The sequence below is a fragment of the Chryseobacterium gambrini genome, assembly GCF_900156825.1.
In the GTDB taxonomy this organism is placed as follows: Bacteria; Bacteroidota; Bacteroidia; order Flavobacteriales; family Weeksellaceae; genus Chryseobacterium; species Chryseobacterium gambrini.
The window spans coordinates 355,928-382,185 of sequence record NZ_FTOV01000003.1 but is presented as its reverse complement, the minus strand read 5'-3'; the positions used below and the strand labels follow the sequence as shown (position 1 = coordinate 382,185).

Annotated in this window: 26 protein-coding genes; 16 read left to right on the top strand and 10 right to left on the bottom strand. The window is 35.4% G+C overall.

Annotated features, from left to right (window positions below; genetic code table 11):
- Window positions 1–196: 196 nt before the first annotated feature.
- The 5 genes from BW951_RS08105 (at window position 197) to BW951_RS08085 (ending at window position 5,913) form a co-directional block, all read left to right on the top strand.
- On the top strand, window positions 197–2,923 hold the full coding sequence (locus tag BW951_RS08105; RefSeq protein WP_076391629.1) for a TonB-dependent receptor: 2,727 nt from the start codon (window positions 197–199) through the stop codon (window positions 2,921–2,923).
- Between the two features lie 92 nt (window positions 2,924–3,015).
- Window positions 3,016–3,447 (top strand): hypothetical protein, encoded by a 432-nt coding sequence (locus BW951_RS08100; protein WP_076391979.1) that lies wholly within the window; start codon window positions 3,016–3,018, stop codon window positions 3,445–3,447.
- A gap of 32 nt (window positions 3,448–3,479) precedes the next feature.
- Entirely contained in the window at window positions 3,480–4,472 is a 993-nt protein-coding gene (locus BW951_RS08095) for an aspartate-semialdehyde dehydrogenase (protein ID WP_076391627.1), read from the top strand.
- A 54-nt stretch (window positions 4,473–4,526) separates the two neighbouring features.
- Entirely contained in the window at window positions 4,527–5,525 is a 999-nt protein-coding gene (locus BW951_RS08090) for a cation diffusion facilitator family transporter (RefSeq protein WP_076391625.1), read from the top strand.
- A gap of 31 nt (window positions 5,526–5,556) precedes the next feature.
- Window positions 5,557–5,913 carry a helix-turn-helix domain-containing protein gene (locus BW951_RS08085; protein WP_076391623.1) on the top strand — a complete coding sequence of 119 codons (357 nt, stop codon included), beginning with the start codon at window positions 5,557–5,559 and terminating at the stop codon, window positions 5,911–5,913.
- Window positions 5,914–6,030: 117 nt separating this feature from the next.
- Here BW951_RS08085 and BW951_RS08080 read toward each other — a convergent pair whose 3' ends face one another.
- The 5 genes from BW951_RS08080 to xrtF form a co-directional block, all read right to left on the bottom strand.
- On the bottom strand, window positions 6,031–6,816 hold the full coding sequence (locus BW951_RS08080) for a GLPGLI family protein (protein WP_076391621.1): 786 nt from the start codon (window positions 6,814–6,816) through the stop codon (window positions 6,031–6,033).
- A gap of 71 nt (window positions 6,817–6,887) precedes the next feature.
- Complete coding sequence (locus BW951_RS08075; protein ID WP_076391619.1) at window positions 6,888–7,094, bottom strand: hypothetical protein; 207 nt, start codon at window positions 7,092–7,094, stop codon at window positions 6,888–6,890.
- Between the two features lie 197 nt (window positions 7,095–7,291).
- On the bottom strand, window positions 7,292–7,462 hold the full coding sequence (locus tag BW951_RS22700) for a hypothetical protein (RefSeq protein ID WP_175608798.1): 171 nt from the start codon (window positions 7,460–7,462) through the stop codon (window positions 7,292–7,294).
- A 53-nt stretch (window positions 7,463–7,515) separates the two neighbouring features.
- Window positions 7,516–7,944 (bottom strand): exosortase F system-associated membrane protein, encoded by a 429-nt coding sequence (locus BW951_RS08070; protein WP_076391617.1) that lies wholly within the window; start codon window positions 7,942–7,944, stop codon window positions 7,516–7,518.
- Window positions 7,931–8,461 (bottom strand): exosortase family protein XrtF, encoded by a 531-nt coding sequence (xrtF, locus tag BW951_RS08065; protein ID WP_076391615.1) that lies wholly within the window; start codon window positions 8,459–8,461, stop codon window positions 7,931–7,933. Before xrtF ends, BW951_RS08070 begins: the two co-directional genes overlap by 14 nt.
- A gap of 48 nt (window positions 8,462–8,509) precedes the next feature.
- Here xrtF and BW951_RS08060 point away from each other — a divergent pair, with 48 nt between their 5' ends.
- From BW951_RS08060 to BW951_RS08035, 6 genes are all read left to right on the top strand, one after another.
- Complete coding sequence (locus BW951_RS08060; protein ID WP_076391613.1) at window positions 8,510–9,526, top strand: aminoglycoside phosphotransferase family protein; 1,017 nt, start codon at window positions 8,510–8,512, stop codon at window positions 9,524–9,526.
- 36 nt (window positions 9,527–9,562) lie between these two features.
- Window positions 9,563–9,967: a GxxExxY protein gene (locus tag BW951_RS08055; protein WP_076391611.1), complete on the top strand. Its 405-nt coding sequence runs from the start codon at window positions 9,563–9,565 to the stop codon at window positions 9,965–9,967.
- 97 nt (window positions 9,968–10,064) lie between these two features.
- A complete protein-coding gene (locus BW951_RS08050; protein WP_076391609.1) occupies window positions 10,065–10,475 on the top strand; it encodes a RapZ C-terminal domain-containing protein in 411 nt (136 codons plus the stop codon).
- Window positions 10,476–10,571: 96 nt separating this feature from the next.
- On the top strand, window positions 10,572–11,285 hold the full coding sequence (locus BW951_RS08045) for a nucleotidyltransferase family protein (RefSeq protein ID WP_076391607.1): 714 nt from the start codon (window positions 10,572–10,574) through the stop codon (window positions 11,283–11,285).
- 7 nt (window positions 11,286–11,292) lie between these two features.
- Entirely contained in the window at window positions 11,293–12,045 is a 753-nt protein-coding gene (locus tag BW951_RS08040) for an LOG family protein (RefSeq protein ID WP_076391605.1), read from the top strand.
- A 58-nt stretch (window positions 12,046–12,103) separates the two neighbouring features.
- Window positions 12,104–12,574, top strand: a complete 471-nt coding sequence (locus BW951_RS08035; RefSeq protein ID WP_228427521.1) for a DUF6702 family protein — start codon at window positions 12,104–12,106, stop codon at window positions 12,572–12,574.
- A 66-nt stretch (window positions 12,575–12,640) separates the two neighbouring features.
- Here the strand turns inward: BW951_RS08035 and BW951_RS08030 are convergent, their stop codons facing one another.
- From BW951_RS08030 to BW951_RS08020, 3 genes are all read right to left on the bottom strand, one after another.
- Window positions 12,641–13,150: a hypothetical protein gene (locus BW951_RS08030; protein WP_076391601.1), complete on the bottom strand. Its 510-nt coding sequence runs from the start codon at window positions 13,148–13,150 to the stop codon at window positions 12,641–12,643.
- A 73-nt stretch (window positions 13,151–13,223) separates the two neighbouring features.
- On the bottom strand, window positions 13,224–14,615 hold the full coding sequence (locus BW951_RS08025; RefSeq protein WP_076391599.1) for a M949_1556 family lipoprotein: 1,392 nt from the start codon (window positions 14,613–14,615) through the stop codon (window positions 13,224–13,226).
- Window positions 14,616–14,651: 36 nt separating this feature from the next.
- Window positions 14,652–17,525: a carboxypeptidase regulatory-like domain-containing protein gene (locus tag BW951_RS08020; RefSeq protein ID WP_076391597.1), complete on the bottom strand. Its 2,874-nt coding sequence runs from the start codon at window positions 17,523–17,525 to the stop codon at window positions 14,652–14,654.
- Window positions 17,526–17,777: 252 nt separating this feature from the next.
- Between BW951_RS08020 and BW951_RS08015 the strand changes: the two genes are divergently transcribed.
- Together BW951_RS08015 and BW951_RS08010 are read left to right on the top strand one after the other, a co-directional pair.
- A complete protein-coding gene (locus tag BW951_RS08015; protein ID WP_076391595.1) occupies window positions 17,778–18,968 on the top strand; it encodes an endonuclease/exonuclease/phosphatase family protein in 1,191 nt (396 codons plus the stop codon).
- Between the two features lie 48 nt (window positions 18,969–19,016).
- Window positions 19,017–19,439: a DUF6146 family protein gene (locus tag BW951_RS08010; protein WP_076391593.1), complete on the top strand. Its 423-nt coding sequence runs from the start codon at window positions 19,017–19,019 to the stop codon at window positions 19,437–19,439.
- A 49-nt stretch (window positions 19,440–19,488) separates the two neighbouring features.
- Here the strand turns inward: BW951_RS08010 and BW951_RS08005 are convergent, their stop codons facing one another.
- Both BW951_RS08005 and rho read right to left on the bottom strand, forming a co-directional pair.
- Window positions 19,489–20,085, bottom strand: coding sequence for a superoxide dismutase (locus BW951_RS08005; protein ID WP_076391591.1), 597 nt, complete (start codon window positions 20,083–20,085; stop codon window positions 19,489–19,491).
- 525 nt (window positions 20,086–20,610) lie between these two features.
- A complete protein-coding gene (gene rho, locus BW951_RS08000) occupies window positions 20,611–22,461 on the bottom strand; it encodes a transcription termination factor Rho (RefSeq protein ID WP_076391589.1) in 1,851 nt (616 codons plus the stop codon).
- A 146-nt stretch (window positions 22,462–22,607) separates the two neighbouring features.
- Here rho and BW951_RS07995 point away from each other — a divergent pair, with 146 nt between their 5' ends.
- From BW951_RS07995 to BW951_RS07985, 3 genes are all read left to right on the top strand, one after another.
- Complete coding sequence (locus BW951_RS07995) at window positions 22,608–22,997, top strand: DUF4293 family protein (RefSeq protein WP_076391587.1); 390 nt, start codon at window positions 22,608–22,610, stop codon at window positions 22,995–22,997.
- Between the two features lie 174 nt (window positions 22,998–23,171).
- Window positions 23,172–24,092 carry a M28 family peptidase gene (locus BW951_RS07990; RefSeq protein WP_076391585.1) on the top strand — a complete coding sequence of 307 codons (921 nt, stop codon included), beginning with the start codon at window positions 23,172–23,174 and terminating at the stop codon, window positions 24,090–24,092.
- Between the two features lie 172 nt (window positions 24,093–24,264).
- Window positions 24,265–26,103 carry an ABC transporter ATP-binding protein gene (locus BW951_RS07985; RefSeq protein ID WP_076391583.1) on the top strand — a complete coding sequence of 613 codons (1,839 nt, stop codon included), beginning with the start codon at window positions 24,265–24,267 and terminating at the stop codon, window positions 26,101–26,103.
- Window positions 26,104–26,258: the final 155 nt, after the last annotated feature.

The window sequence follows — 26,258 nt, the reverse complement described above, 5'->3', positions numbered from 1 at the left end:
TTAAAAATGATGCCGATTTGTTAAAAATTCAATAATGTGATTTTTTTCATGCGAAATCTCGATTATTATTCAATACATTGTAAATCAATATTTTAAACCTTATTAAGAACCTTTAAAAATTAACATACAGTTAATATTAGTTAAAATAAATTTCCTCAATTTTGCAGAAAATTAAATCTAACTATTACTAACGATTATGAAATTAATCAACAAATCAATGCTAACTGCGATAATTACATTATCCACAGCTAGCGTTTATTATGCTCAAAAGGTTAAGGACACTGTAAAAGATACAAGGTCTAAAGACATTGACGAGGTAGTGTTAATTGGAGTTGCTGATATCGCAAAAGATAGAAAAACTCCTGTAGCAGTTTCAACAATCAAAGAAGCGCAAATCGTTGAAAGATTAGGAAATCAGGAATTCCCTGAAATCTTAAATACAACCCCATCTGTATATGCTACAAAAGCGGGTGGTGGTTTTGGAGACTCTAAAATTAACATTAGAGGATTCGCACAGGAAAACATTGCTGTAATGGTAAATGGTGTTCCCGTGAATGATATGGAAAACGGAGCTGTTTATTGGTCTAACTGGTCTGGACTTTCTGATGTAACTTCTGCAATGCAGGTACAAAGAGGTCTTGGATCTTCAAAATTAGCCATTGCTTCTGTTGGAGGTACAATTAACGTATTAACAAGAGCTGCTGATAAAAAACAGGGAGGAACTGTTTCTTTGGGTCTTGGTAATAATGATTATTTAAAAACTTTATTTGCATACAATACAGGTAAATCTGCAAAAGGATGGTCTTCTTCATTCTTAATGAGCAGAACTGCAGGATCGATGTATGCAGACGGAACAGAATTTGAAGGATACAACTATTATTTTGCCTTAGGATATCAGCCAAATAAAAAACATGATTTCCAGTTTACCATTACGGGAGCTCCTCAATGGCACAATCAGAGAACAACCTATTCTACTATTCAAAATTACATTAAATATAATTCTGATAATGACGGAACTCCTAACAGAAGATACAACGCAGACTGGGGATGGAGAAACGGTGAAGTTTTATCAAACAGAGTAAACTACTATCACAAACCAGTAATGTCATTAAACTGGGATTGGAATATCAGTTCAAAATCTAAATTAAATTCAGTATTCTATGCTTCTTTCGGTAGAGGTGGAGGAACTGGAGATTTAGGTAGAATTCCAACAGGTGTAGGTACTGCAACAGGAGGGGTAAACTCTTTCGTTGATGCAAACGGACAAATTGCGTATGACAGAATTTTTGCTACAAACGCAAATGTTAATCTAAACACTGCTGCAGCAAGTAGCACTTTAGTAAGAAGATCATCTATCAACTCTCATAACTGGTTTGGAGCAATTATTAGTTTTAATCACAAAATTAATGATAACTTAAACTTCACAATCGGTACAGACGACAGATATTATTACGGATACCATTATCAGGTACTTTCTGATCTTTATGGAGCAGCAGGATATAAAGATAATACGAATAGAAACTTTTACACAGCTCCAGGAAATGTATATACTGTAACTCCAAGAGTAGTTTCCAATACATTTAAAGCTGAACCTACTTTCAATCCGTTCGGAGGAAAAAGAAACAGTATGGATGATATGGTAGGATATAACAACGACGGTGAAGTTTTATGGTACGGTGGATTTGGTCAGTTAGAATATTCTAGTGATAAATTATCTGCATTTGTTTCAGGAGCATTATCTAACCAGTCATTCCAGAGAATAGATCACTTTATCATCGATGGAGTTACTCTTTTAAATGGTCAGCAAGCAGGTTTTAGAAATTCAGCAACATCTCCCGTAGTTGCTCAACCAACCGCTACTAATCCATTATTGTATGAGAAAACAGGCTTTAAAGATATTGTAGGATATAATGTAAAGGCAGGTGCTAACTACAACATTAATGATCAGCACAACGTTTTTGTAAATATCGGATATTATTCTAAGCAACCTTTCCTAAACGCTGTTTATCCAAATAACAAAAACTACTTAAATCCTAACTTAACGAATGAGAAAATCTTCGGTGTTGAAGCAGGATATGGATTCCGTTCCGGTATCTTCACAGCCAATGTGAACCTTTACAGAACTGAATGGAGAGACAGATTCTTGAGAAGAGGTAATCTTTCATTTAATTACACAGATCCTACAACAGGGCTTCCTGTAAGCACTACAACTGCTTATTCAAACCTTCAGGGAATTACAGAAATTCACCAAGGATTTGAAATTGAAGCAAATGCTAATGTTCACAAAATGCTAAGTCTATTTGGTATGCTTTCTGTGGGAGACTGGTACTATAAAGGAAATGCACAAGGAAATATCTTTAGCGAAACGAATGAACTGATCAGCGCAGATACTCAGACACTTTATATAGATAAAGTTAAAGTTGGTGGAGCAGCACAAACTTCAGCAGCAGTTGGATTTACATTCAAGCCAACAGACTGGTTCTCATTCGACGGAACATATAGAGGAATTAAAAATTTATATGCTAACTTAAACCTTCTTAACTTCTCCAATCCGGATGCAGGAAACCAAGGTGCTTTAGAATTACCTTCTTATGGTTTAGTTGATTTAGGAATATCTTTTAAAATCAAATTAAATAATCCTAAACAATTCTTTACGATTAGAGGTAATGTTTATAACTTACTGGATAAGACTTACATTGCTGAATCTAATACAAACACCAAAACTGGATTAACTCTAGATCAGTATATTGCAGTAAATAAACCTCTACAGTCAACACCATTAACCACTGCTCAAATTGCAACATTAACGTCTAACTATCAGACGTACCAGGCAGCAGGAACATGGAATGGAGTAAGCCAACAAAACCAGGTTTATTTCGGATACGGAAGAACATGGTCTGCAACCCTGTCTTTCAACTTCTAATAAATACATAAATTAGATTTTATAAATATCAATCCCGGCTTTTCGCCGGGATTTTTGCTATATTTGTGTCTGAAAAACAGAAAAAAATAAATATGGACTTTTACAACATTTTACTTAATGCTCACAAAGGATTCGGATATCTGGAAATTCTTTTAGTGACGCTGTTTGTTATTGCACTTTTAGCAACCATGTTCGGATTCAGCGGAAAAGTAAATAACTTCCTTAAGAAGACTACTCTTTTCACTATGATTTTCTTCCACGTACAGTTTCTATTAGGAATTGTGATGCTGATCATCAATTTCTCTAATGGTTTAAATATGGGTGAAGTGATGAAAAACTCAGCATTAAGATTTCAGTATGTAGAACATCCGTTTTCTATGCTGATCGCCGCTGTTTTAATGACGATCGTTAACAAAAAAGTAAAAACAAACCCTACGATTTCTTTAGGAGTTGTAATTATGGGATTAATTGCTGTAGGTTTATTTGTATTCGCGTTCCCTTGGGCGAGAGTCTTCGGGGCATAAATATATTAACAAAATAATTTTTAATTAAATCAATGAAAGTAGCTGTAGTAGGTTCAACAGGAATGGTTGGACAAGTTATGCTTAAAGTTCTCGAAGAGAGAAACTTCCCTATCACCGAACTAATTCCGGTAGCATCCGAAAAATCTGTAGGTAATAAGGTGAAGTATAAACAGGAAGAATTTACGATTGTAAGCATGAAAGACGCTATAGCTGCCAAACCGGATATTGCTATTTTTTCTGCCGGAGGCGGAACTTCTCTTGAATTCGCTCCGCTTTTTGCTGAAGCAGGAACAACAGTAATCGACAATTCTTCAGCATGGAGAATGGATCCTGATAAAAAACTGGTGGTTCCGGAAATCAATGCAGATGTATTGACGAAAGAAGACAAAATTATTGCAAATCCGAACTGTTCTACCATTCAGTTAGTAATGGTTTTAGGACCTCTGAACAAAAAATACGATTTAAAAAGAGTAATTGTTTCCACCTACCAATCCGTAACAGGAACCGGCAAAGCTGCTGTAGATCAATTGAACGGAGAAATCAGCGGAGACGATTCTATTGCAAAAGTATATCCTTATCAGATCTTCAAAAATGCATTGCCGCACTGTGATGTTTTTGCAGATGACGATTACACGAAAGAAGAGATTAAATTAATGAAAGAACCTAAGAAAATTTTAGGGGACGATACCTTTAATTTAACCGCAACCGCAGTAAGAGTTCCGGTTCAGGGAGGGCATTCTGAAAGTGTAAATATTGAATTTGAAAATGAATTTGATCTTGACGAAGTAAGAAAAATCTTATCTGAAACTCCCGGAGTTGTGGTGGTAGATAACGTGAAAAACAACGAATATCCGATGCCGCTGTACTCGGAAGGGAAAGACGAAGTCTTCGTAGGAAGGATAAGAAGAGACCTTTCGCAGCCCAAAACACTGAATCTCTGGATTGTGGCAGACAATCTGCGAAAAGGAGCCGCAACGAACGCGGTACAGATTGCAGAATACCTTGTAGAAAATAACTTAGTATAAACTAACAAACATAAAAAGAGTCTCAGAATTGAGATTCTTTTTTTTATCAAACCTATGAACGTTCAGAAGAATAAAAGTAAAGATAAATTAGCCTTTCAGAAACTTATAGCCGTTTTCGGAGTTATTCTCTTTATCGGAAAAATTATCGCCTGGAAACTGACGAATTCCGACGCTGTTTTTTCTGATGCCATGGAAAGTATTGTAAATGTCATCAGTGCCTTTATGGGGCTTTATTCACTGTATCTCGCGGCAAAACCAAGAGACGATGATCATCCATACGGACACGGAAAAGTAGAATTCGTAACTTCCGGAATCGAAGGTGCCTTAATTGCCATTGCAGGAGTTATGATTATCTACGAAGGCATTAACAGCTTAATTGTCGGAAAAGTTTTAAGCAAAATAGATCTCGGAATCTGGATCATTGCCGCCACTGCCGCTATCAACTATTTATTAGGCTATATTTCCATTCAAAAAGGGAAAGCCGAAAATTCTATCGTTCTTATTTCATCCGGAAAACACCTGCAATCCGACACCTTAACAACACTTGGCGTTGTCGTGAGTTTAATTGTGGTATACTTTACCAGAATTTATTGGCTGGATTCCGTTGTTGCCTTAGGTTTCGGTATATATATTATCGTAGTGGGATACAAAATAGTCCGCAAATCCTTAAGTGGAATTATGGACGAGCAGGATCCCGATCTTCTGGAACAAATCATACAGGTTTTAGAAGAAAACCGAAAAATGGAATGGATTGATGTTCACAACATGAAAATCCAGCAATTCGGAGCGCATCTTCATATTGATGCACATATTACTTTGCCTTGGTATTACAGCCTTCGTGACGCACACAATGAAATGGAAAAAATGATCATCCTTTTGGCAAAAAACACAAAAAGAACGGTGGAATTTAATTTTCATATGGATGACTGTAAACCAATTTCCTGTTCCGTTTGTCAAATATCAAATTGCCCTGTCCGCGAAAAAGATTTTGTAAAAAGAGTGGTTTGGACTCCGGAAAATGTGACTTCTGTGGATAAGCATACAGCGGAATAAAAAAATTATTACATTTGTTAAAAATAATAATATGGGAGTAGGAACAAATCTTAAAAGATTAAGAAGCAAAACAAAATTTTCTCAGCAGGATATTGCAGATAAGCTAAATATCGACAGGGTAACCTATGCCAATTGGGAAAGTGAAATGTTTGATGTAAAGTCTCAATACATCCCGAAATTAGCAGAAATTTTTGAGGTTGAATTAAAAGAGCTTTTTGAAAATGATCAAAAAATACAGGTAACAAACAATATTGAAAATAAGGATAAAACGGGAGCAGGAGGAGTTGGTGTACAAAAAGGAAAGGTTATTATAAACATGATTATCACCGATGAAAACTCTCTTTCAAAAGTTAAGGAGGAATTGGATAAATATCTTAATAAAGATTAATTCGTTTTTCATTAGTCACAAATTTAAAATGCGAGGCTGTCCTAAAAGTTTGGACAGCCTCGTATTTTTTTAAACAATTTACTTCTTACTTCTCAGAGAGATAAAATTAGCAATTTATTATTCTATACTTAATTCAATCGGATTATAATTTTTTGCTCTTTCTTGTGCTTTCTTCATAATCATTCTTAATGTTTCTGGATCATCAATTAACTTATTATAAGTATTAGGATCGGCTATTTCTCTTCTTTGATAATCAAAAATTTTAGCTTTATTCACTAAAGTTGCTTTAGGTTCCATATTTGCCGATCTAGCAAAATATTTTCTTTTTCGAAAATTATACATACTAAATACATAATCCTTTTCTTCATCGAAAATTTCGATAATAAGTCCAGGCAATTTATTGAATTTATAAGGGCCAAACGGAAACGGTATCTCTTCAGTAAACCAAGCTACCCAACTACGACCATATTTTTTAATGACAGCTTTCTGACACTTATATTTTCCAATTATCCTAAATTCATTTATAAGTTTCCACTCAAAATTATTTGACTCTTCATACTTGAAAATTTTATTGGCGACAGGAGATGTTACGTATAATTTTCCGCTTGTTGTTCCTATATATTCAGGAAAGTCTGTAGAATATTTCAGACCTACGGCAATACCAGACTTTTCATTAATCTTTTTTTCCAGTTTTAAAGAATCCATAATATACTTTTTCATATTTTTATAATAAGATTCTTTTCCATTTATAAGGAGTGCAAAAGTATCTTCCTGTGAAACCGCGTTAGATTTCTGATCTTTGTAAATTAACTTATAATCAGCTTCATATAATACGTCAAATCCTGTTTGCGATTTAACAAAAATCATTAAAAACAGTAAAATCAGTGAATAAAATATTTTCATATCTTTTTAAACAAATTAAAGAGCAAAACATAGAACGTCTATATTTTGCTCCAAATTTCAATCTTAATGAATTAATGCTGGTAAATTGTAATTGAAACATTGGTTGTCCCACAAACAACACCATTCATTAGCTTTAAGGTTTTAATAACCTGATCATAAGTCATATCCCCCATTCCAGAATCATTTACTTGAATCACAGTCCCACAAGAAGTCCTAAAAGGAAATGCACTTACAATTCCGGCAATAAATAATGCTCCGATTAATAATGTTTTTTTCATAATCAAAATAATTTTAATTGTTTTACATCACAAACCTATGAAGTAAAAATGACAACTTTTGTAATAAAAACACAGCAAATATTGCTGTACTTCTCCAACATTTAATCAAAATAACAGATTAACATTTAAAACATTACAAACAAGTCACTTTTAAATGAAATTTTTAAAAGTATAAACAATTTTCAAAGCAAAAAAAATTATCTTTTTATTCCTAAAGCTGCTTTGTAGATTTCAATTTCTTTTTCCATATCTGCTATTCTTTGGGTTTTCTCTGTAAGTTCCTTTACAATCTTAGCATCCTCGTTTAAAGCTAAAGTAGACGGATAATAATTTGTTAGCTCAGTAAGAAAATCGTAGCCAATTGCCAAAAGTATGTTTTATAGGTATAAAAACAAGTTTTATATTTATCAAAAGATATTTTTCACTTGTTTATTTGCTTCCTGTAATAAAACATCGGGATAATAAGAAGTAAAATCAAAGGCTGAATGACAAACCTTCTCATATAAAAAGAAAAAAGATACCCGATTTCAAATCTGTCATAAATACTGTATAAATAGATCGGAAAAGTAATCGCAAAAATAATTGTAATTAAAATAGCTCCCTGAATCGTCCATTGTCTGTTTTTGAACCAGAAATGAATCACTACACATGAAAATAACAGATTCAGAATAAACCGGAAAAGATATCCGGGAATTAATTTTCCCCATTCAAAAGAGGGAAAAGGAATATTTTTATTGGCCTCATGGAAGTAATTGAGAAATGGATCATAGAAAATCCTGTCTTCAAGTATTCTTACACTTACAAGACCTAAAACTCCCAATATGACTAAAACCCAGTTAAGATTTTTCATGTTTTAAAGCAAAAAATTTTATCCAGACCAGCCATAATAACACTACCGTTCCGTAAATAACCGCCGGAAAAATATAATCATGTGCTATTTTGCCGTATTCTTTGTGATTCAGAATCACAATATTCAACCCTGCAATTCTTAAAACATTAATGATATAAAGCAAAACCAGTCCTAGAATTACAAAAACAAAGGTCTTTTTTCCTTTGTAAAAGGCAAAAACAAATGCCACAAAAAGGATCATCACAGAAACGGCATTGCAGCCTTCCACCATTCTTGTAGGATATTCGTTCCGGACATAAAAATACACCTGTTCGCCTTTAACATCATCATACAGTTGTGTTGAAAAACCCATAAAGTTCTGGATATCCCTCACCTGCTCTGCAATCATTCTCGAAAAGGGATCAAGACCTTCTTTCTGAAAACTGTTCAGAAAAAACTGATACGCAAAAAGCAGCACCAGATAAATGATGATGAAGCGCAGCAGAATGCCCAAAACAGGTTTAAAATCCTTTAGCATAATGCAAATATAGAAATTAGCCTGTAAATTATTATATTTGTGACATCTATGATTTCCGAATACGCCCAAATTTTTTTTGAAAATTATACTGGAAAACAACCTTCTGAGTTGATCTCTTTAGCTCAAAGTGGTTCCGCGAGAGTAAATTTTATTGCGAAAACTGATAAAAAGTTTATCATTACCTACAACGAAAATATAGCGGAAAATGAAAGTTTTCTGTATTACTCAGATCTATTTTCAGATTTAAAGCTTAATACACCTAAAATTTTTGCCGTTTCGGATGACCGTAAAATGTATATTCAGGAGTTTTTAGGAGACAATACTCTTTCTGAAATCATCTCAAAGGAAGGTTTGTCTGAAAATGTAAAATCTTTGGTAAAGCAAACCCTGCAAAAACTGTATCAGTTACAGATTTCAACGCAGAATAAAATAGATTTCACCAAAACTTTCGAATATGAAAGCTATGATGAACTTCCGGTAATGCACGATCTGTATTATTTTAAAAATTTCGTGGCGGATGTTTTGGAGCTGGAATATCACAAATCTACCCTTCTGAAAGAATTTAAGAACGTCGTTTCTCTCATCGAAAATCTGGAGCCGAAAGGATTAATGATCCGCGATTTTCAGGCAAGAAATATCATGGTGAATGATCAGAAAGAAGTCTCGTTTATCGACTATCAATCGGCAATGAAAGGTCCTTTGATGTATGATGTCATTTCTTTTCTGTTTCAGGCAAAAGCAAACTTTCCGGAAGATTTCAAAAATGAGATGTTGAATATATATATAAATCAGTTTGAAAGTCAGGAAATTAAAGACAAACTAAATTTTTCGGTAAAACCAATTCAACTGATGCGGTTTCTTCAGGTTTTGGGAGCTTACGGTTTTCGGGGATTAATTCAGAGAAAACCGCATTTTATTTCAAGCATAGAAAAAGGAATAGAAAACATTACAGCGTTTTCGCAAAACTGGGAAAATATGAACGATTATCCCGAACTGGAAAAAGTGATTAAACAATTGAGTGCGGATAAAACAAAATTGAAAATTGAAGAAATATTGAACCATTAAGATTTATATTTAAGAAGTTAAGCATAGTTAAGTGTTATGACGAAAAAAGAAATTACACAATTATCTTATGAAATTACCGGTTTTGCAATAAAAGTTCACAAAACACTTGGACCTGGTTTGCTTGAAAGTATTTATGAAGAATGTTTAAAAATTGAACTCATTAACAATGGATATGATGTAAAACAACAACTTTTTACAACCATTAATTATGAAGGAGTTGATATCAAAACGAAACTGGTTGTTGATCTGCTTGTAAATGATGCTGTTGTCGTAGAATTAAAAGCGATCGAAGAAATTTTGCCTATTCATGAAGCTCAATTATTAACTTACATGAAAGTTTTGAAAAAGCCTCAAGGTCTGTTAATCAATTTCTTCACCGATAACATAACCAAATCTTTAAAACCTTTTATTAATGAGTATTTTAAAGAGCTTCCAAACTAAATTTTGATTTATCAAAAATCTTAAATAAACTTAACTTCTTAAATATAAATCTTAACGGTTTAAGAATAAATAAATAAATAATTATAAAATTAAAAAAATGCTACACATCGATATACACAGTTTTTCGTACAAAAAAGGAGGAATTCCGAAAGATGAAACAGGAAACGGAGGAGGTTTTACGTTTGACTGCCGCGGAATTTTAAATCCGGGAAGAGTGGAAGAATATAAAACCCAGACCGGAAACGACATCGGTGTTCAGGAATATCTGGAAACCAAAACCGAAATGCCTAAATTTCTGGAATTAATCAAGAATCTTGTTTCCATTAATATAGATAATTATCTGGAAAGGGGATTTGAAAACCTTCAGATCAACTTCGGCTGTACAGGAGGACAGCACAGATCGGTTTATTCTGCGATAAAAATCGCTCATTTTATTGAAGAAAAATATGGTGAAAAAGTTGAAATCAGCCTTCATCATGACGAACAGCATCAACTTAATCATAAGTAATGAATAATGTGCAATAAGTAATATTTTAACCTTATTGTTCATTTTAAAATGTATTTCATCTATTACTCATTACCCATTACTCATTACCCATAAAAAATGAAAGCACTTATTTTCGCAGCCGGAAAAGGAACCCGACTGAAACCATTCACCGACCATCATCCGAAAGCTTTGGCAAAGGTGAATGAAGTTCCGCTTCTGGAAAGAAATATTAAATATTTAAAAAATTTCGGAATAAACGATTTTGTCATAAACATTCATCATTTTGGAAATCAAATAGTTGATTTTTTAAAGCAGAACGATAATTTCGGATGTAAAATAGAAATCTCCGACGAAAGCGAAGAGCTTCTGGAAACCGGAGGCGGCTTGGTTTTTGCTAGAAAATTTCTCGATCATGGAGAAGATTTCCTCATCATGAATGCCGATATTCTTACCAACATTAATATTACAGAATTTGTAGAATATCATAAAAAGATAAAAGATTTTGCTACTTTAGCTGTATCGGACAGAGAAAGCTCAAGAAAACTGCTTTTTAACGACGATATGGTATTAAGAGGATGGCTGAATGTACAGTCCGGAGAGCAGAGACTGGCAGAATTCAACAAAGGATTCAAAGCTTTGGCTTTCAGTGGGGTACATTGCATCAATCCGCTTATCTTTGAAAAAATAAAAAGGACAGGCAAATTTTCTGTTATGGAAGAATATCTGGATCTTATGCAGACCGAGCATATCCATGGTTTCCTTCACGACAGTATTCTGATCGATGTCGGAAGACCGGAATCTGTAACGGAAGCCGAAAAATATTTTAAATAATTGTACAATGGGAATTGAAGGAACGAGGGATGAAAGTCTGGTAAATCCTGAATTTGACAGTAACGAAACGAAATTACAAAACAGTCTCAGACAAAAAACATGGGACGAAACCATCACGAAAGATAGCTGGATGGTTTTTAAAGTAATGGCGGAATTTGTAGATGGCTATGAAAAATTGGCTAAAATTGGTCCGTGTGTTTCTATTTTCGGATCTGCAAGACTGAAGCCACAAAGCAAATACTACAAAATGGCGGTGGAAATTGCTGAGAAAATTACAAAATTAGGCTTCGGAATCATTACCGGAGGTGGTCCCGGAATTATGGAAGCCGGAAATAAAGGTGCTTTCAACACTCAGGGGAAATCAATTGGTCTGAATATCGATCTGCCCTTTGAACAGCATTTTAATCCTTACATCAATAAATCATATTCGATGAATTTCGATTACTTTTTTGTAAGAAAAGTAATGTTTGTGAAATATTCTCAGGGGTTTATTGTAATGCCTGGAGGATTTGGAACACTGGATGAGCTTACGGAGGCTTTAACGCTGATTCAAACCAATAAAATAGGAAGATTCCCTATTGTTCTGGTCGGTTCGGAGTTCTGGAGCGGATTACTGGATTGGTTTAAAACCACTTTGCTGAAAGAAAAGATGATCCACGAAGAAGATCTTGAGCTTTACCGTGTGGTAGACAGTGCTAATGAAGCGGTAGCGCACATCAAAGCTTTTTATGATAAATATTCCGTAAACGTGAACTTTTAATTGGCACATTATTTGTGACTTAAAACTAACAATCATGATTGTAAATCTATTATCTAAGATGAAAAAAATTTTATATATATCAGGAATTTTAACATTTTTTGTGTTAATGAGTTTCACGTATGTAGACTTTTTCTCTTCAATGACTAAAGTGGATTATATTGATGGAAGCAAAACATTGAAGTTCACCACAAAAATGAATACAAATCATATTTCTGATGCGATAAAGATCAACCCTAATACGGCAGGATTTGAAGCAGAGGTTAAAAAGTATGTAAACAATAATTTTGATGTGTACGTCAATGGCTCACCGAAAACAATAACATTCACGGGAAGTCAGGTCAGCGGAGAAACTGTATGGGTATATTTTGAGACGGGAGGCGTTTCCGACATCAGTACCTTAAGAATAAAAAATACGATCCTTTTAAGCGCCTTTCCTAAGCAGATTAACCTTGTGAATATTGCTTATAAAGGAAGCCAGAAAACAATGAATTTCCAGCGCGGAAAAGAGGTAAACGAAGTATCTTTTTAAAGACAATACAATTAATAATGAAACCACTGCTTTTGCGGTGGTTTTTTGTTGGAGCTGCATCTGATTTTAATCTTCCCAATAAAATCCGGTTGTCCAATGCATTGCATTCAATACTACCTCTTCCAGAATAAAATTATCTGGAAAATCTTTAAAACCCGATTTATCCTTTAATTCATTCATCACATTATGAGCATTTTCATAGCTTGAAAATAGGCCGATACATCTTTCATCATCCAGATGAGTATGAATTGTATAAATATGACTCAGACAAAAAACCGATTCTAATCCCAGCTCTTTTACCGATACTATTGTTGCATCAACCTCATCTCCAGATTCAGGATAATCTCGCCCGATCTCTCCTATAACTTCGGTAAATCCATCCTTACAGTTAACTTTATCTAAAATATATTTCCGAATCATAAAACTTTCCGGAAACATTTTAAAACCTGATAATCGGATAGCCTTGGCTTTCACTTCTTCAAGTTCTTTTAAATCGCTAAAATATCCTAATCTTTTAGAATCTGTGTGGGTTTGATCTGTATAGATGTGGTCTAAAGTGTAAACGAAGTACTGCATGATTTATGGGTTTGGGCAAAAATAAAAAGACTGTCTAAAAAGACAGCCTTTATTATTTAAATTTTCAAAATTCTTACTGAACCTGAATGTTATCCAACTGGATTGTTGTAGTAACACCACTTCCGTTTCCGGTGTATTCGAATAATACAAATCCGTTCCCCGTTAAAGAAGCAGGGAAACTATAACTTCCTGCAGGTACAATTGTTCCGTATCCACTTGTAGGTGTTACCGGAATTGTAAACGCAGAAGTAATATCTGTCTTTGTAGCCTGAGTAATATCTCCAAGCGGAGTATAGTTGGTAGTATAGTATACTTTTAAAGCATTACCGTTAAAAAATCCTACGTTTACGTCAAATTTCAGTGTGTTTGCTGCTGTAAAATCAACAGGTACTGCGAAATACGTTACATAAGGCCCTGTTCCAGAATTCGCTCCCAATTGGATGTATTTGTTTCCGCTGAAAGTCTTTAATTGCCAGTATCTGTTTCCTAAAAGCGGATCGTTTACATATTTAGGATATACTTCAAGGTTAGCCGGAGTGGTAGCATAGCTTTCAAAGTTTTCAAGGAAAGATCCTGAATACGTAATTGCAGTTCCTCCTTTTGGCGGAGTTGCATCTACTCTTGTTCCTTTGAAGTTAATATCATTGGTATTTCTGATCAGCATCTGCCAAGTGGAATTATAACGGCTTACTACGAAAGTAACATCTCCGTTTCCTGTAGGCAATGTTTTAGATCCTTCGGAGAAGAAACCTGAGTTTCTTAAAGCTGCACTGTTTCCAGATGCATCTTCCAAAGTTCTGTCTGTATCTACTCCTGCACCTGCAACATAATCGATAAATGTTTTTGCTGTAGGATAAATATCTGCAATGGTAAACTGTGTGTTAGGAACTTTTACCAAAGTATTGATGTACTGATCACTTTTTGCAGCAGCAAGATTTGGTAATTCCAAAGGCTTGATGGTAACTACTTCAAGACCGTTTCCGTTACAAACTCCTGAAACATATCTGCTTAACAAAGAAGCAGGCACTCTTCCGATTGCGTAAGTAGGATCTACAGAACCGATTTTCACCGTACCTCTGTCTAAACCTAATCTAAGACCTTTCGCGTTAATTCTGATGTGTGCACCTACCGGGAAATCTGCATAGTTGCTAGATCTGTCTACCTCGATCTGCAAACCTGCAGTCGGGTTTTCCGGCTTATCCTGGAAAGAAATTGTTTTATAGAAGTTTCCGTTTTCGTCTGAAGAAACTACATAACCGTCAAAAATCTGGTCGTTTGAAATTAAAACGTATCCTGTAGAAGGAGCCTGAGCTTTGAATGCTGCCAAAGTCATGGTAGGAGCAGGGAATCTGTTCTCGCACTTAATTGGCGGAGTATCCCACTCGTCTTTCTGAACACAAGATGTAATAGAAATTGCTGCGAATGCAACTCCTGCTACTAAACTTAAGTATTTCTTTATTGTCATTTTATTAATTTTTTAGAATAATTAGTGAATTGATTATTAGAATCTAAACTGTAAATTTACAAAATATGATCTTCCCTGAGTGTACCAGTATTTTGGTGCAAACAAAGTATATTCTCTGCTTAAATCTTCAGAAAAGCTTGGATAAACCGCATTTCTAGTCTGTTCAAATCCTCCTGTAATATATTTTCTGTTATTTAAAATATTGTTTACCGTAGCAGAAATTAAAACATAATATTTACCGATTACCCAAGATTTTCCTGCATTCGCATTCAGGAAGAATGATGAAGGCAGTTTGTTTGGTTCTAGCACTTTTCTAAGATCACTTTCTGTAAGTCCATAGTATGGTGTTCCGGAAACATTATTCTGAACGAAAGATTCTGTTCTTACCAACGCAGCAGGATCCAGATAATTTTCATCAAAATAATTCCAGTTGGCACCTACCCACCAATATTTAGGATTGTTGTAACGGAAACCGACTGAGTAAGCCTGTTGAGGGGTTCCTCCCTGACGATAATTATTAATGTATGATTTTCCAAGATCTACATACGGAAGACCATTTGCAAAAACGCCTACTGCATCTGATGCAAAATAAGTTCTCGGATCATTCTTATAAGTATACTGTCCAATGCTCGCTAAACCTTGCAATGATAATGTAGGTAAAACCTTAACATCAACTCCAAGTTCAACTCCCATATTTCTTTTCTTAACATCCGTCATTACCTGAGATACGAAAGCACTCTGAACATTGGTCTGGTTACCGTCTGCATCCACACTGTTTAATGGAATACCGTCTGCAAAGAATCTCTGAACCGTAGTTTCGTTGTCTGTATCAACTAAATAACCTGTTAATCTTAATTTTAAGAAAGGAGAAGAAATAACATAGCTAAGATCATTAGCATTTACCGTCATGCTCTTCACGTTGGGTGCTACAGATCCGTTTACTCTAGGATTTACGAATAAATCTTCTAAATAAGGTGCCTGATTATAATATGCTCCGTTATACACAAAGAAGTTTCTACCGTTCAGTCTGTAAACGACTTGCCCTTTCAGACCATAGTTCCAGTAGTTATAATCCATTCCTTTTCCGTAGGAATCTTTATATAAATAGTGATTGAAAAGACCTTCTCTGTTGGAAGAAGAATATCCCGCCAATGCAGATACAAATACATCAAAAGCTCCTGCTGTAAATCTTACTCCCGGATTTACTTTTACTTCCTGTCTTCTGAAAATGTAGTCGTAAGTCATTTTATCACCTACTTTTTTCGTTACATTTTCTTCACCCTGATTGTATAATCCTGATTTTCCGGGCTGGTTTGTTGCTGCAAACGGGTCTCTGTTCAGTACAAAATCAGCACCTAAAAGATCGTTTACTTCTCTGTACTGCTCAGAACGGTAATTCTGATAAGATACGTTTAATAAGAATTTCGTATTATCGTTGAAGTTGTGAACAAAGTGAGTAGATGCATTCCAGATTTTATCGTCGCTTACATCATTTACTAAATAATATAATGCTCTTTTTCCGGTCTGTCCATAGTAAGTTCCTGCAGGCTGCTGCATATTTCTCTGGTACAATCTGTCCCAGTTAAGCTGTGTAAAGTTCGGATCGTTTGAAGTCCATCCGTTCATAGCTGCCTGAAAAGCCTGTTGAGCCGTTGTTCCCGTTACTCCCGTTGGAAGCGTTACAGATGCATTAGGATCTAATGAATCGTAATAACTTGGTAAATTTCTGTAGTATGTAGGAGAAGGGTTCTGTACATTCTGCCAGTCTAAACGGGATCCTTTATCTTTTCCGAACTGGTAAGATACAGATGTCCAAAGAGTATTATTCTTATTAATTTTCCAGAAATCCTGAATCTGGAAGATCGGCTGGAAACCTTTTCTTACTCTTTCACTTCTCTGCTCTCCGTCCTGATATCCCCAATAAGAATTGTAATGAACTCCTCTGTAGTTGTACACTTCCTGAGTACTCGGACTCGCGGTAGATCTTCTGTAAGGCGCACCGATAAAGTTGAAAGTCATCGTGTGCTTATCGTTAAATTTCTTTTCAATTCCCAAATAAGCTCCGTAAGCATCATAGAAGGTTCCTTCCTGAATACCTTCTTCCGCCCATCTTCTTGCTCCCATTGCAGTAAACGCCCATCCGCTTTTGCTCATTCCTGAGCTGTAACGTAGAGATGTTCTGTTTCTGTAATTTCTGTTGGTTAAAGACTGAGTAAACTGAAATCCTTTTCTGTATTCACTCGCTTTAGTATTTTTATAAACTACCGAGCTGTTTCCACCAAAAGCATATTCCGAAGGTGAATGGTTTGCAGAAATTTCAGGGTATCTTGTAATTTCGTTAAGTCCTCCCCAGTTTCCAAAATCTACATTACCATTATCAGACTTGATCATGGAAACACCATTTAACATGGTTTCTCCAAATCTTCCATCGATTCCTCTTGGACGGAACCAATAAAATCCTAAATCAAACGCTGCGATTCTGCTGAAAATATCCTGAGATGACTGCAGTAAACCTACTGTAGAAGCCTGTCCGCTGTTGCTGTCCTCATCGTCTCCATCACTGTCAATGATTGCTAAACCTTGATCCGCGCTTGTAAGTGCAGAATATAGGGTGATTGTCCCTAAATCCTTTTTCTTCTCACTGTCCATTACATCAAACTCCATTACTTTGGTTTCGTAATTCGGTTTTGTAATCACAATTTGGTAATGCCCCGGCTTCAGGTCTACAAACTGGAAGTATCCGATTTTGTCAGCCGTTACATCATTGTCATTCCCTTTAAGATCTACTTCTGCCCTTTCAACGGGCTTTCCTTCAGCATCTTTTAAATAAGCAGAAACCGTAGTCTGTGCAAAATAGTATGATGCTGGAAGTAAAGTAAATAAAGAGACTAATGATAGTTTTTTAATCATGAGTATATTTATTTTTTTAAATACTTTTCTTGTTAATTCTCAACAGTTTAAAAGTTGGGGACGCAAATTTAGTCAAAATTTAGAATTTACAACTTTTTTTACGTTATTTTTTCTTAACATTGCAAGCTTTTAAGAATCATTATAAATAAAAACGTAAATACCACATTTTAAATTTACAAATATTTAAAATAGCGGGAAGTTAAAAAAAAGTAAATTTGCAGATTAAATAATATTAATAATAACTCTAAGAGAATGAAGAAATTTTTGAGTTTTTTTGCCATCGTTTTATCAATAATGGCATTTTCACAACAGCAGGGAAAACTGAGAAAGGTGGCTACTGTAGGTTTTTTGAATGTGGAAAACCTTTGGGACACCATTCAGTCAGCAGATTATATCGACGGGACTAAAGATATTAAAAATCCGGCTTTCCACAGAAGTATTCCTTTGGATTCCGTTAAGTTTTTAGAAGCTGAAAAATACGACGGACCATGGAGCGATGGCGCTTTAATTGGTAAGAAAGTAGTAAGATTTCAAGGCGGCTCGGAAGAATTTACTCCAAAAAGTGCTAAAAACTACAATACGAAAGTGTATAAGGCGAAACTTGCCAACGAAGCCAAAGTAATTTCTGAAATGGGAGCGCAATACACTAAAACGGCTCCTGCAGTCGTAGGTTTAATTGAGGTGGAAAACAGACAGGTTATTCAGGATCTTATTAATGAACCGGCACTGAAAAAATATGATTACGGAATTATTCATTACAATTCTTATGATTACAGAGGAATTGATGTGGCTTTGATTTATCAGAAAAGAAGATTTACCCCTACCAATTCTCTGAAAAAAGAACTGAAAGTTTTCGGTGACGAAGGAAAAAGAGAATATACCAGAGATATCTTGGTGGTTACAGGTTTCCTTGATAATGAAAAGGTAGCATTCTTTATGAATCACTGGCCTTCAAGAAGAGGGGGTGAAGCCGTTTCTCTTCCTAAGAGAAATGCAGCAGCAGCTTTACTGAAACAACAAATGGACAGTGTAAGAGCAGCAGATCCTTCAACAAAGTTATTTGCAATGGGAGATTTTAATGATGATCCTGTAAGTGCAAGTTTAAAAAATCACCTGAAAGCACAGCCAAGCCCGAAAGATTTAAGTGATGCCAATCCTTATCTTAACTTAATGTACCCTTTGTATAAAAAAGGAGTTGCTTCATTAGCGTATCAGGATGCACCAAACTTATTTGACCAGATTATTGTTTCTAAAAATTTAGTTTCAGATCAGGTAACAAAAGATTATTCGGTTTATAAGGCTGAAATTTTTGCTCCGCCTTACTTAGTGAATAAAGAAGGGAATTACAAAGGCTACCCTTTCCGATCATGGAACGGCGACCAGTTTACCGGCGGTTACAGCGACCACTTCCCGGCATTTGTAGTTCTCCAGAAAGAACCATAAAAGTACAAGACACTCAGATTGAGTGTCTTTTTTTTGTAACTTTATGAGATGAAAAATTTAGTTTTACTATTAATACTTTCTTTATTTTCAGTCTATTGCTCTGCGCAAAGCGATCCTAAGAATGAAAAAGAAAAGTCGGAAATAAAACCATCAAAGAATGATGATGGAGAATGGGATCTTACGGTAATCGATACTCAGTTTGATTATTTTCTGAATGCCATTGCCAAGCCAATCTGCCAATATTCTGAATCTTATCTGAAGAACAGAAATACTTTTCTGGTCACAGAATGGAATTCCTACTATAGTTCCGGAAGATACAGAAATGTGATAGAATCATTCATTGACTATGATCCGAAAGAAAAATACGGTATTAAATTCGAATACAAATTGTATCAGGTTTTTGCGTATGTAAACTGGAAATACGGTTTAAAAATGAACGGACTTTCGGGAAGTGATACCACAAGATACTAAAAAAGGTTCAGAATTGCTCTGAACCTTTTTTTATGAAATAGTTGAATAATTATTTGTTGAATAATTCTTCTACTTTATCCCAGTTTACTACTTCGAAGAATGCTGATACATAATCAGGTCTTCTGTTTTGGTAATTTAAATAATAAGCGTGCTCCCAAACGTCAAGTCCTAAAACTGGAGTTCCTTTTACGTCTGCAACCGGCATTAACGGGTTATCCTGGTTTGGAGTTGAAGAAACGGTAACAGAACCGTCAGCATTTTTTACCAACCAAGCCCATCCTGAACCGAATCTTGTTTTAGCAGCATCAGAAAAATCGGTCTTGAATTTTTCAAAACCTCCGTAAGCTTCGATAGCAGCTTTTACATTTCCTACAGGCTCTTTGCTTCCGCCCGGAGTTAAAATTTCCCAGAATAAAGTATGGTTAAAGTGTCCTCCTCCATTGTTTCTTACTGCTGGTTTATCAGTTCCTGTCTGGCAGATTTCCTCAATAGTTTTTCCTTCAAGATCAGTTCCTTTAATCGCATTATTTAAATTGTCTACGTATGCTTGATGATGTTTTGTATGGTGGATTTCCATTGTTTTTGCATCTATTGTCGGCTCTAATGCGTCGTAAGCATATCCTAGTTTTGGTAATTCAAATGACATAATTTTATTTTTAATGTTATTACCCAAATTTAGCCATTATTTAATCTATATTCAAAAAATGGAGATTACTTTAATAAATCTTTAACATTGATATATTGATTTAGAATGAATTAAATTTTCATGGTAAGAAAGTCTAATGACGGAAGCTTATCAATTTTGAAAAATTTATTTTTGAATTAAAGCTGATAACAAACCAAAGGGTTCAAACAAGAATTTTTTCAGACTTTATTTTAATGCTATATTGAACTCTTTCAGGATCACAAATTTTGTGGATCCAATGAAGTATTGAAATATCAGACAAAAACCTAGCCTCGATTGCAGCAATTGTCTGAGCTCATTTTAGGATTTCGGCGGCGGCTTCGCCGCCGAAATCCTAAAATAGCGAGTGCGGAAAGCGAGATAAAGCTTCAAAAGAATAATTATTTTCAAAAAAACAGCCATTAAAAACGTCCCGCTTCTAACCAAAAACTAAAAAAGCACGAACATTAAACGTCCGTGCTTTCTATTTAACAAATTAAATTCAATTTATTTATTCATCGACATCAGGAATTCTTCGTTATTCAAAGTTCCTTTGATGTTTTTGTCTACAAATTCCATTGCTTCGATTGGATTCATTTCAGAAAGATATTTTCTTAAGATCCACATTCTCTGGGAAGTTACCTCATCCAGAAGCAGATCGTCTCTACGGGTACTTGAAGAAACGAGATCGATAGCAGGATAAATTCTTCTGTTGGCAATTTTTCTGTCCAGTTGAAGTTCCATGTTTCCTGTTCCTTTAAATTCTTCAAAAATCACCTCATCCATTTTAGAACCAGTGTCAATAAGAGCCGTTGCGATAATTGTTAAAGACCCTCCTCCTTCAATCTTTCTTGCCGCTCCGAAGAATCTTTTCGGTTTGTGAAGCGCATTCGCATCAACACCTCCCGATAAAACTTTTCCTGATGCTGGCGTTACGGTATTGTAAGCTCTTGCCAATCTTGTGATGGAGTCTAATAAAATAACTACGTCGTGACCACATTCTACCATTCTCTGTGCTTTCGCCAGAACAAGGTTAGCCACTTTTACGTGCTTTTCTGCCGCTTCATCAAAAGTAGATGCAATAACTTCTGCATTTACGCTTCTTTCCATATCGGTAACCTCTTCCGGACGTTCGTCGATCAGAAGAACCATCATATAAACTTCAGGATGATTGGCTGCGATAGAATTGGCAATATCTTTCAGCAACATGGTTTTACCGGTTTTCGGCTGTGCAACGATCATTGCTCTCTGTCCTTTCCCGATGGGTGCGAAAAGATCCACTACTCTGGTAGAAATAGTAGAGCCTTTTCCGGCAAGATTGAATTTTTCCTGTGGGAAAAGCGGGGTTAAATATTCAAAAGCCACACGGTCTTTAATGAAAGCAAGATCACGTCCGTTAACTTCTGTGGGTCTTAATAAGGAAAAATACTTTTCTCCTTCTTTCGGTAATCTTACAATCCCTTTTACGGTATCTCCTGTTTTCAAACTGTAATTTCTGATCTGTGCCGTAGAAACGTATACGTCATCCGGTGAAGAGATATAGCTGAAGTCTGAAGAACGTAAAAATCCGTAATTGTCCGGTAAAATTTCCAAAACCCCTTCAATGCTTACCATTCCGTCGAAACTGAACTCCTTTTTAGGCTGTTCGTGCTGTTCCTCCGTTTTCTCAGAATGCTGCTGTTGCTGCTTATTCTGATGCTGATTTTGGTTTTGATTCGGATTTTGGTTATGGTTTTGATTTCTATGCTGGTTTCCGTTGTTGTTCGGATTGTTGTTTTGTCCTTTTTGGGATCTAGCCTGATGTTGAGGGGTATTATTCGGCTTTTCTTCTGCTGGAGCAGATTCTTGGGATTCTGTGTTTTTTGGAGCTTCTGTTTTTTCCTGAGGCGCTTCTGCGTTGGTTGTATTGGCAGGAGAAACTCTTTTCCTCTTTTTCTTAGCCTGTCCTGTTGCAGTCTGTTCTTCCGTTGCTGCGGCAGGTTCTGCTTTGGTTTCTTCGGGTTTAGGTTCTTCAGAAACGGTTTCTTTTACTTCTGCTTCAGCTTTTTCCTCTGCTTTAGGATTTGTTTCTTCAGCAGGTTTTGCTTCAGCTTTTGTCTTAGCTGTCGTTTTTTTCGGAGCAGCTTTTCTAGCAGGAGCCTTCGCAGGTTTTTCTGCCGGTTTTTCCTCAGTATTCATACTGGGTTCAGTAGCGTTGAAATATTCTTTTGCTACTTTTGGATTGGAAGCCTGAAAGTCAAGAATTGCAAAGATTTTGTCATTTTCAGTGCTGTTTCTTGCAACTTTAACGCCTAAATCCTTTAAGATTTTAGTCAGTTCCGTTACGGATTTTGACCTTAACGTTTCAATGTTAAACATATTTAGTGTAAAAAATGTAATTAATTGTGAATAAGAAAAGTAAGTCAGGTGACTGTTGTTTTCAAGTACATTCGTATAATGCAAATCTACACTTATTTTTGAATTGTGCAAAATTTATATTACTTTTGCGTAGAATTTAATATTCAATGCTACAAAGAATACAGACTATATGGACTTTTTTAGCAGTGTTGGCTGCTGTATTTCTGTTCATTACAGGAGAAGATGTTGTAATTTCAGACAGCTTTCCTGTGATCAATATCGGATGTATCGTCCTTGTTTTGGTGGGAGTACTCAGTATTTTCAGCTTTAAAAACAGAAAAAGACAAATATTGCTGAATAACATCAGCATTATTATAAACGCTTTGTTGATTGGTGTATTGATGTACTGGTTACTAAAATTATCCGGAGGAATAGATTTTCCTGAGAAGGGTATTGAGCCGGTTTTCTCATTAATTGCGGTGATCTGTCTGCTTATTGCAAACATTTACATCAAAAAAGATGAGAGGCTCGTAAAATCTGTGGACAGACTTCGATAACCTTACAACGATTTTTTGAGTGAGAACAGCTTCTTTCAGGAGCTGTTTTTTATTTTGTGTATTTTCAGAATTATTCGTGTTTAAGAGATGTTTTTCCTATTATTTTTCAATTAAATATATTTGTATGCAACATTTCCGTTTATACTGCGACAGATTGTTTATAAATTATTAAAAATGAAAAAACTCACCTATCTTACCTTTACGCTGTTTTCAATATTTTCTTTTGCGCAGGAAGTCTCTTCAGAAAGAGTACGGAATATTCTTTCAACACTGGCTTCAGATGAAATGAAAGGCAGAGAAATCGGAACTGTGGAAAATGATAATGCCGCCAATTATATTGCAAAGCTTTTTAAAGAAAACAATTTAGATTTCTGCACCGGAAATTCTTATCTGGTTCCTTTTATATACAAAGAAAAAACCGTTTATAATGTTTGCGGAGTAAAAAAGGGAAAAACGGATAAATTCTTAGGCTTTTCCGGACATTTTGATCATATCGGAACCAGCAATAACCCCAAAGACAATATTTACAACGGAGCCGATGATGACGCAAGCGGAATTACCACTCTGGTAGGAATTGCAGATTATTTCAAAAATAAAAAACCTGAATTTTCTCTGGTTTTCATGGCATTTAACGGAGAAGAAAAAGGAATGCTCGGTTCAAGAGCTATTTCAAAAGACGAAAATTTAAATCAAATTTATGATCATATGGCTGCTCTTTTCAATTTTGAAATGGTGGCTACAGAATCTGCTTTCGGAAAGAATGCTTTGTTTATGACGGGTGATGAATTTTCGGATCTTGATGAATTGTTTAATAAAAATGCGGCAAATGGCTTAAAAATAAATCCTGATCCTTATTCTTCGGAACAGCTTTTCTACCGATCAGACAACGTAAGCTTTGTAAAAAAGAAAATTATTGCCCATTCTTTTTCCACGGTAGACATGACGAAAGCGACGCATTATCATCATGAAAACGATGATGTAAATGTTGTGGATTTCGAGAATTTAACCACCATCATCAATAATTTCGGAAAAACTTTAGACAAACTTACACCAAAGAATTTTGAACCGAAGTATAACGATAAAGTGAAATTTTAAAATTCGATATCTAAAGCCACCTTTCTTCGGGTGGCTTTGTTTTTTCTGAGAAATATCTGCCCGAAAATCTGTAACAAAATACGTGGTGCATCAACTTATTATAAAGTAAAAGTCGATTAAAAACGTCTTATCATTTTAATTACGTAATTTTGCTATCCAATTTTTTCATTGAATGAACGAATATAAAAAAATATTAAAATTCGCCAAACCACACCAGAAATATATTTTCGGAAGTTTATTTTTCAACTTATTATATTCTGTATTTCAGATTGCTTCTTTAGGAACGATTCTTCCTGTTTTGGGAATGCTTTTCGGAACTATTAAAAGGGAAGATTTTGAATCTCCGCCTGTATATTCCGGAAATCTTACAGATTTATTTCCGTATCTGAAAAACTATTCCAATTACTATATCCAGACTTTGGTGGATGATTATGGTACGCTGAATGTTTTAGCATGGCTCTGCGTCATCACGGCATTTATGTTTTTGCTGAGGAACCTTTTCAGATATTTAGGATCTTTCCTGTTGATTAATTATCGTGTAGGCGTTACGAAAGATCTGCGCGGAGAAATGTACCGTAAGGTTTTAGCTTTGCCGGTTTCATTTTTTACAGAGAGCAGAAAAGGAGATATGATGTCGCGTATGTCTAATGACGTAGGCGAAGTGGAAGGCAGTATTTTAGGAAGTTTAGTGGAGCTGATTAACGCTCCGTTTATGCTTGTGAGTACCTTAATAAGTCTGTTTCTACTAAGTTCTGAATTAACGCTTTTTTCTCTTCTGGTTTTACCAGTGATGGGAACTTTAATCGCCTTAATCGGGAAAAGTCTTAAAAAAGATTCTCACGAAGCCCAGAACGAAATGGGAACCATTTTCTCTATTGTGGATGAAACCTTAAAATCGTCAAAAGTAATTAAGATTTTCAGTGCAGAAAAGATCATGGACAGCCGTTTTATGGGCTCTATGCAAAGGTGGATCAACAGCTCAATACGATTGGGAAGAAAAAAAGAACTGGCATCGCCGATCAGTGAATTCCTTGGTTCTGTTACGTTCTTAATTATTGCATGGTATGGCGGAAAGCAGATTGTTGTGGAACACAGCATTGCGCCACAGGATTTTTTAGTTTTTTTAGGAATGTTCTTCCAGATTTTACCTCCGGTAAAAAGTTTATCGCAGTCGATTTCTAACGTACAGAAAGGAGAAGCTTCTTTGCACAGGGTTTTGGAAATCCTTGAAGCTGATGTGAAAATTGAGGAAGTTGCCAATCCGGTAAGTATTTCAACGCTTAATAAAGCCATTGAATTTAAAAATATCGGTTTTTATTATGATAAAGAACACGCCATTCTTAAAAATTTCTCTTTAAGTATTCCTAAAGGAAAAACGGTAGCTCTTGTCGGACAAAGCGGAAGCGGAAAAACAACGATCGCGAATCTTCTGGCAAGGTTTTACGATGTTTCCGAAGGTGAAATTCTGATTGATGGCGTAAATATTAAAAATTTAAGGTTAAAAGAGTACCGTAAACTTCTCGGGATGGTTACCCAGGAATCTGTATTATTTAATGATACGGTGTACAATAATATTCTCATGGGGAAACCTGAAGCCACAAGAGAAGAGGTAATTGCAGCAGCCAAAATTGCCAATGCAGATAACTTTATCACAAATCTTCCGGATGGATATGATTCTAACATCGGAGATGACGGAGGAAAGCTTTCAGGGGGTCAGAAACAAAGGGTTTCCATTGCGAGAGCCGTACTGAAAAATCCACCGATTATGATTCTGGATGAAGCGACTTCTGCTTTGGACACCGAATCGGAAAGATTTGTTCAGGATGCACTGGAAAAAATGATGGAAAACAGAACGTCTTTGGTTATTGCCCACAGACTTTCCACCATTCAGAAAGCAGACTGGATTGTAGTGATGGAAAAAGGAGATATCGTAGAACAGGGAACCCATCACGATCTCATTGCGAAAAAAGGAGTTTACCATAAACTTGTAGAATTGCAGAATTTCGATTAGTTCTGTTTACAATAAAATTAAGAAAGAGTATTTCGAAAGGAGTTTAAAAACCTTAGGAATACTCTTTTTTTGTTAAACGGATTCAATTTCAATGCAAGATTAAAAACCAATATCTTTATGAGTCAGGTTTTCAAATTTCCAATTATGGCTTCATT

What these genes read in the sequence shown, in the direction of transcription:
- BW951_RS08105 (WP_076391629.1), top strand. Translation starts at nt 197, where the DNA reads ATGAAATTAATCAACAAATCAATGCTAACTGCGATAATTACATTATCC.
- BW951_RS08100 (WP_076391979.1), top strand. Translation starts at nt 3,016, where the DNA reads ATGGACTTTTACAACATTTTACTTAATGCTCACAAAGGATTCGGATAT.
- BW951_RS08095 (WP_076391627.1), top strand. Translation starts at nt 3,480, where the DNA reads ATGAAAGTAGCTGTAGTAGGTTCAACAGGAATGGTTGGACAAGTTATG.
- BW951_RS08090 (WP_076391625.1), top strand. Translation starts at nt 4,527, where the DNA reads ATGAACGTTCAGAAGAATAAAAGTAAAGATAAATTAGCCTTTCAGAAA.
- BW951_RS08085 (WP_076391623.1), top strand. Translation starts at nt 5,557, where the DNA reads ATGGGAGTAGGAACAAATCTTAAAAGATTAAGAAGCAAAACAAAATTT.
- BW951_RS08080 (WP_076391621.1), bottom strand. Translation starts at nt 6,816, where the DNA reads ATGAAAATATTTTATTCACTGATTTTACTGTTTTTAATGATTTTTGTT.
- BW951_RS08075 (WP_076391619.1), bottom strand. Translation starts at nt 7,094, where the DNA reads ATGAAAAAAACATTATTAATCGGAGCATTATTTATTGCCGGAATTGTA.
- BW951_RS08070 (WP_076391617.1), bottom strand. Translation starts at nt 7,944, where the DNA reads ATGAAAAATCTTAACTGGGTTTTAGTCATATTGGGAGTTTTAGGTCTT.
- xrtF (WP_076391615.1), bottom strand. Translation starts at nt 8,461, where the DNA reads ATGCTAAAGGATTTTAAACCTGTTTTGGGCATTCTGCTGCGCTTCATC.
- BW951_RS08060 (WP_076391613.1), top strand. Translation starts at nt 8,510, where the DNA reads ATGATTTCCGAATACGCCCAAATTTTTTTTGAAAATTATACTGGAAAA.
- BW951_RS08055 (WP_076391611.1), top strand. Translation starts at nt 9,563, where the DNA reads ATGACGAAAAAAGAAATTACACAATTATCTTATGAAATTACCGGTTTT.
- BW951_RS08050 (WP_076391609.1), top strand. Translation starts at nt 10,065, where the DNA reads ATGCTACACATCGATATACACAGTTTTTCGTACAAAAAAGGAGGAATT.
- BW951_RS08045 (WP_076391607.1), top strand. Translation starts at nt 10,572, where the DNA reads ATGAAAGCACTTATTTTCGCAGCCGGAAAAGGAACCCGACTGAAACCA.
- BW951_RS08040 (WP_076391605.1), top strand. Translation starts at nt 11,293, where the DNA reads ATGGGAATTGAAGGAACGAGGGATGAAAGTCTGGTAAATCCTGAATTT.
- BW951_RS08035 (WP_228427521.1), top strand. Translation starts at nt 12,104, where the DNA reads ATGAAAAAAATTTTATATATATCAGGAATTTTAACATTTTTTGTGTTA.
- BW951_RS08030 (WP_076391601.1), bottom strand. Translation starts at nt 13,150, where the DNA reads ATGCAGTACTTCGTTTACACTTTAGACCACATCTATACAGATCAAACC.
- BW951_RS08025 (WP_076391599.1), bottom strand. Translation starts at nt 14,615, where the DNA reads ATGACAATAAAGAAATACTTAAGTTTAGTAGCAGGAGTTGCATTCGCA.
- BW951_RS08020 (WP_076391597.1), bottom strand. Translation starts at nt 17,525, where the DNA reads ATGATTAAAAAACTATCATTAGTCTCTTTATTTACTTTACTTCCAGCA.
- BW951_RS08015 (WP_076391595.1), top strand. Translation starts at nt 17,778, where the DNA reads ATGAAGAAATTTTTGAGTTTTTTTGCCATCGTTTTATCAATAATGGCA.
- BW951_RS08010 (WP_076391593.1), top strand. Translation starts at nt 19,017, where the DNA reads ATGAAAAATTTAGTTTTACTATTAATACTTTCTTTATTTTCAGTCTAT.
- BW951_RS08005 (WP_076391591.1), bottom strand. Translation starts at nt 20,085, where the DNA reads ATGTCATTTGAATTACCAAAACTAGGATATGCTTACGACGCATTAGAG.
- rho (WP_076391589.1), bottom strand. Translation starts at nt 22,461, where the DNA reads ATGTTTAACATTGAAACGTTAAGGTCAAAATCCGTAACGGAACTGACT.
- BW951_RS07995 (WP_076391587.1), top strand. Translation starts at nt 22,608, where the DNA reads ATGCTACAAAGAATACAGACTATATGGACTTTTTTAGCAGTGTTGGCT.
- BW951_RS07990 (WP_076391585.1), top strand. Translation starts at nt 23,172, where the DNA reads ATGAAAAAACTCACCTATCTTACCTTTACGCTGTTTTCAATATTTTCT.
- BW951_RS07985 (WP_076391583.1), top strand. Translation starts at nt 24,265, where the DNA reads ATGAACGAATATAAAAAAATATTAAAATTCGCCAAACCACACCAGAAA.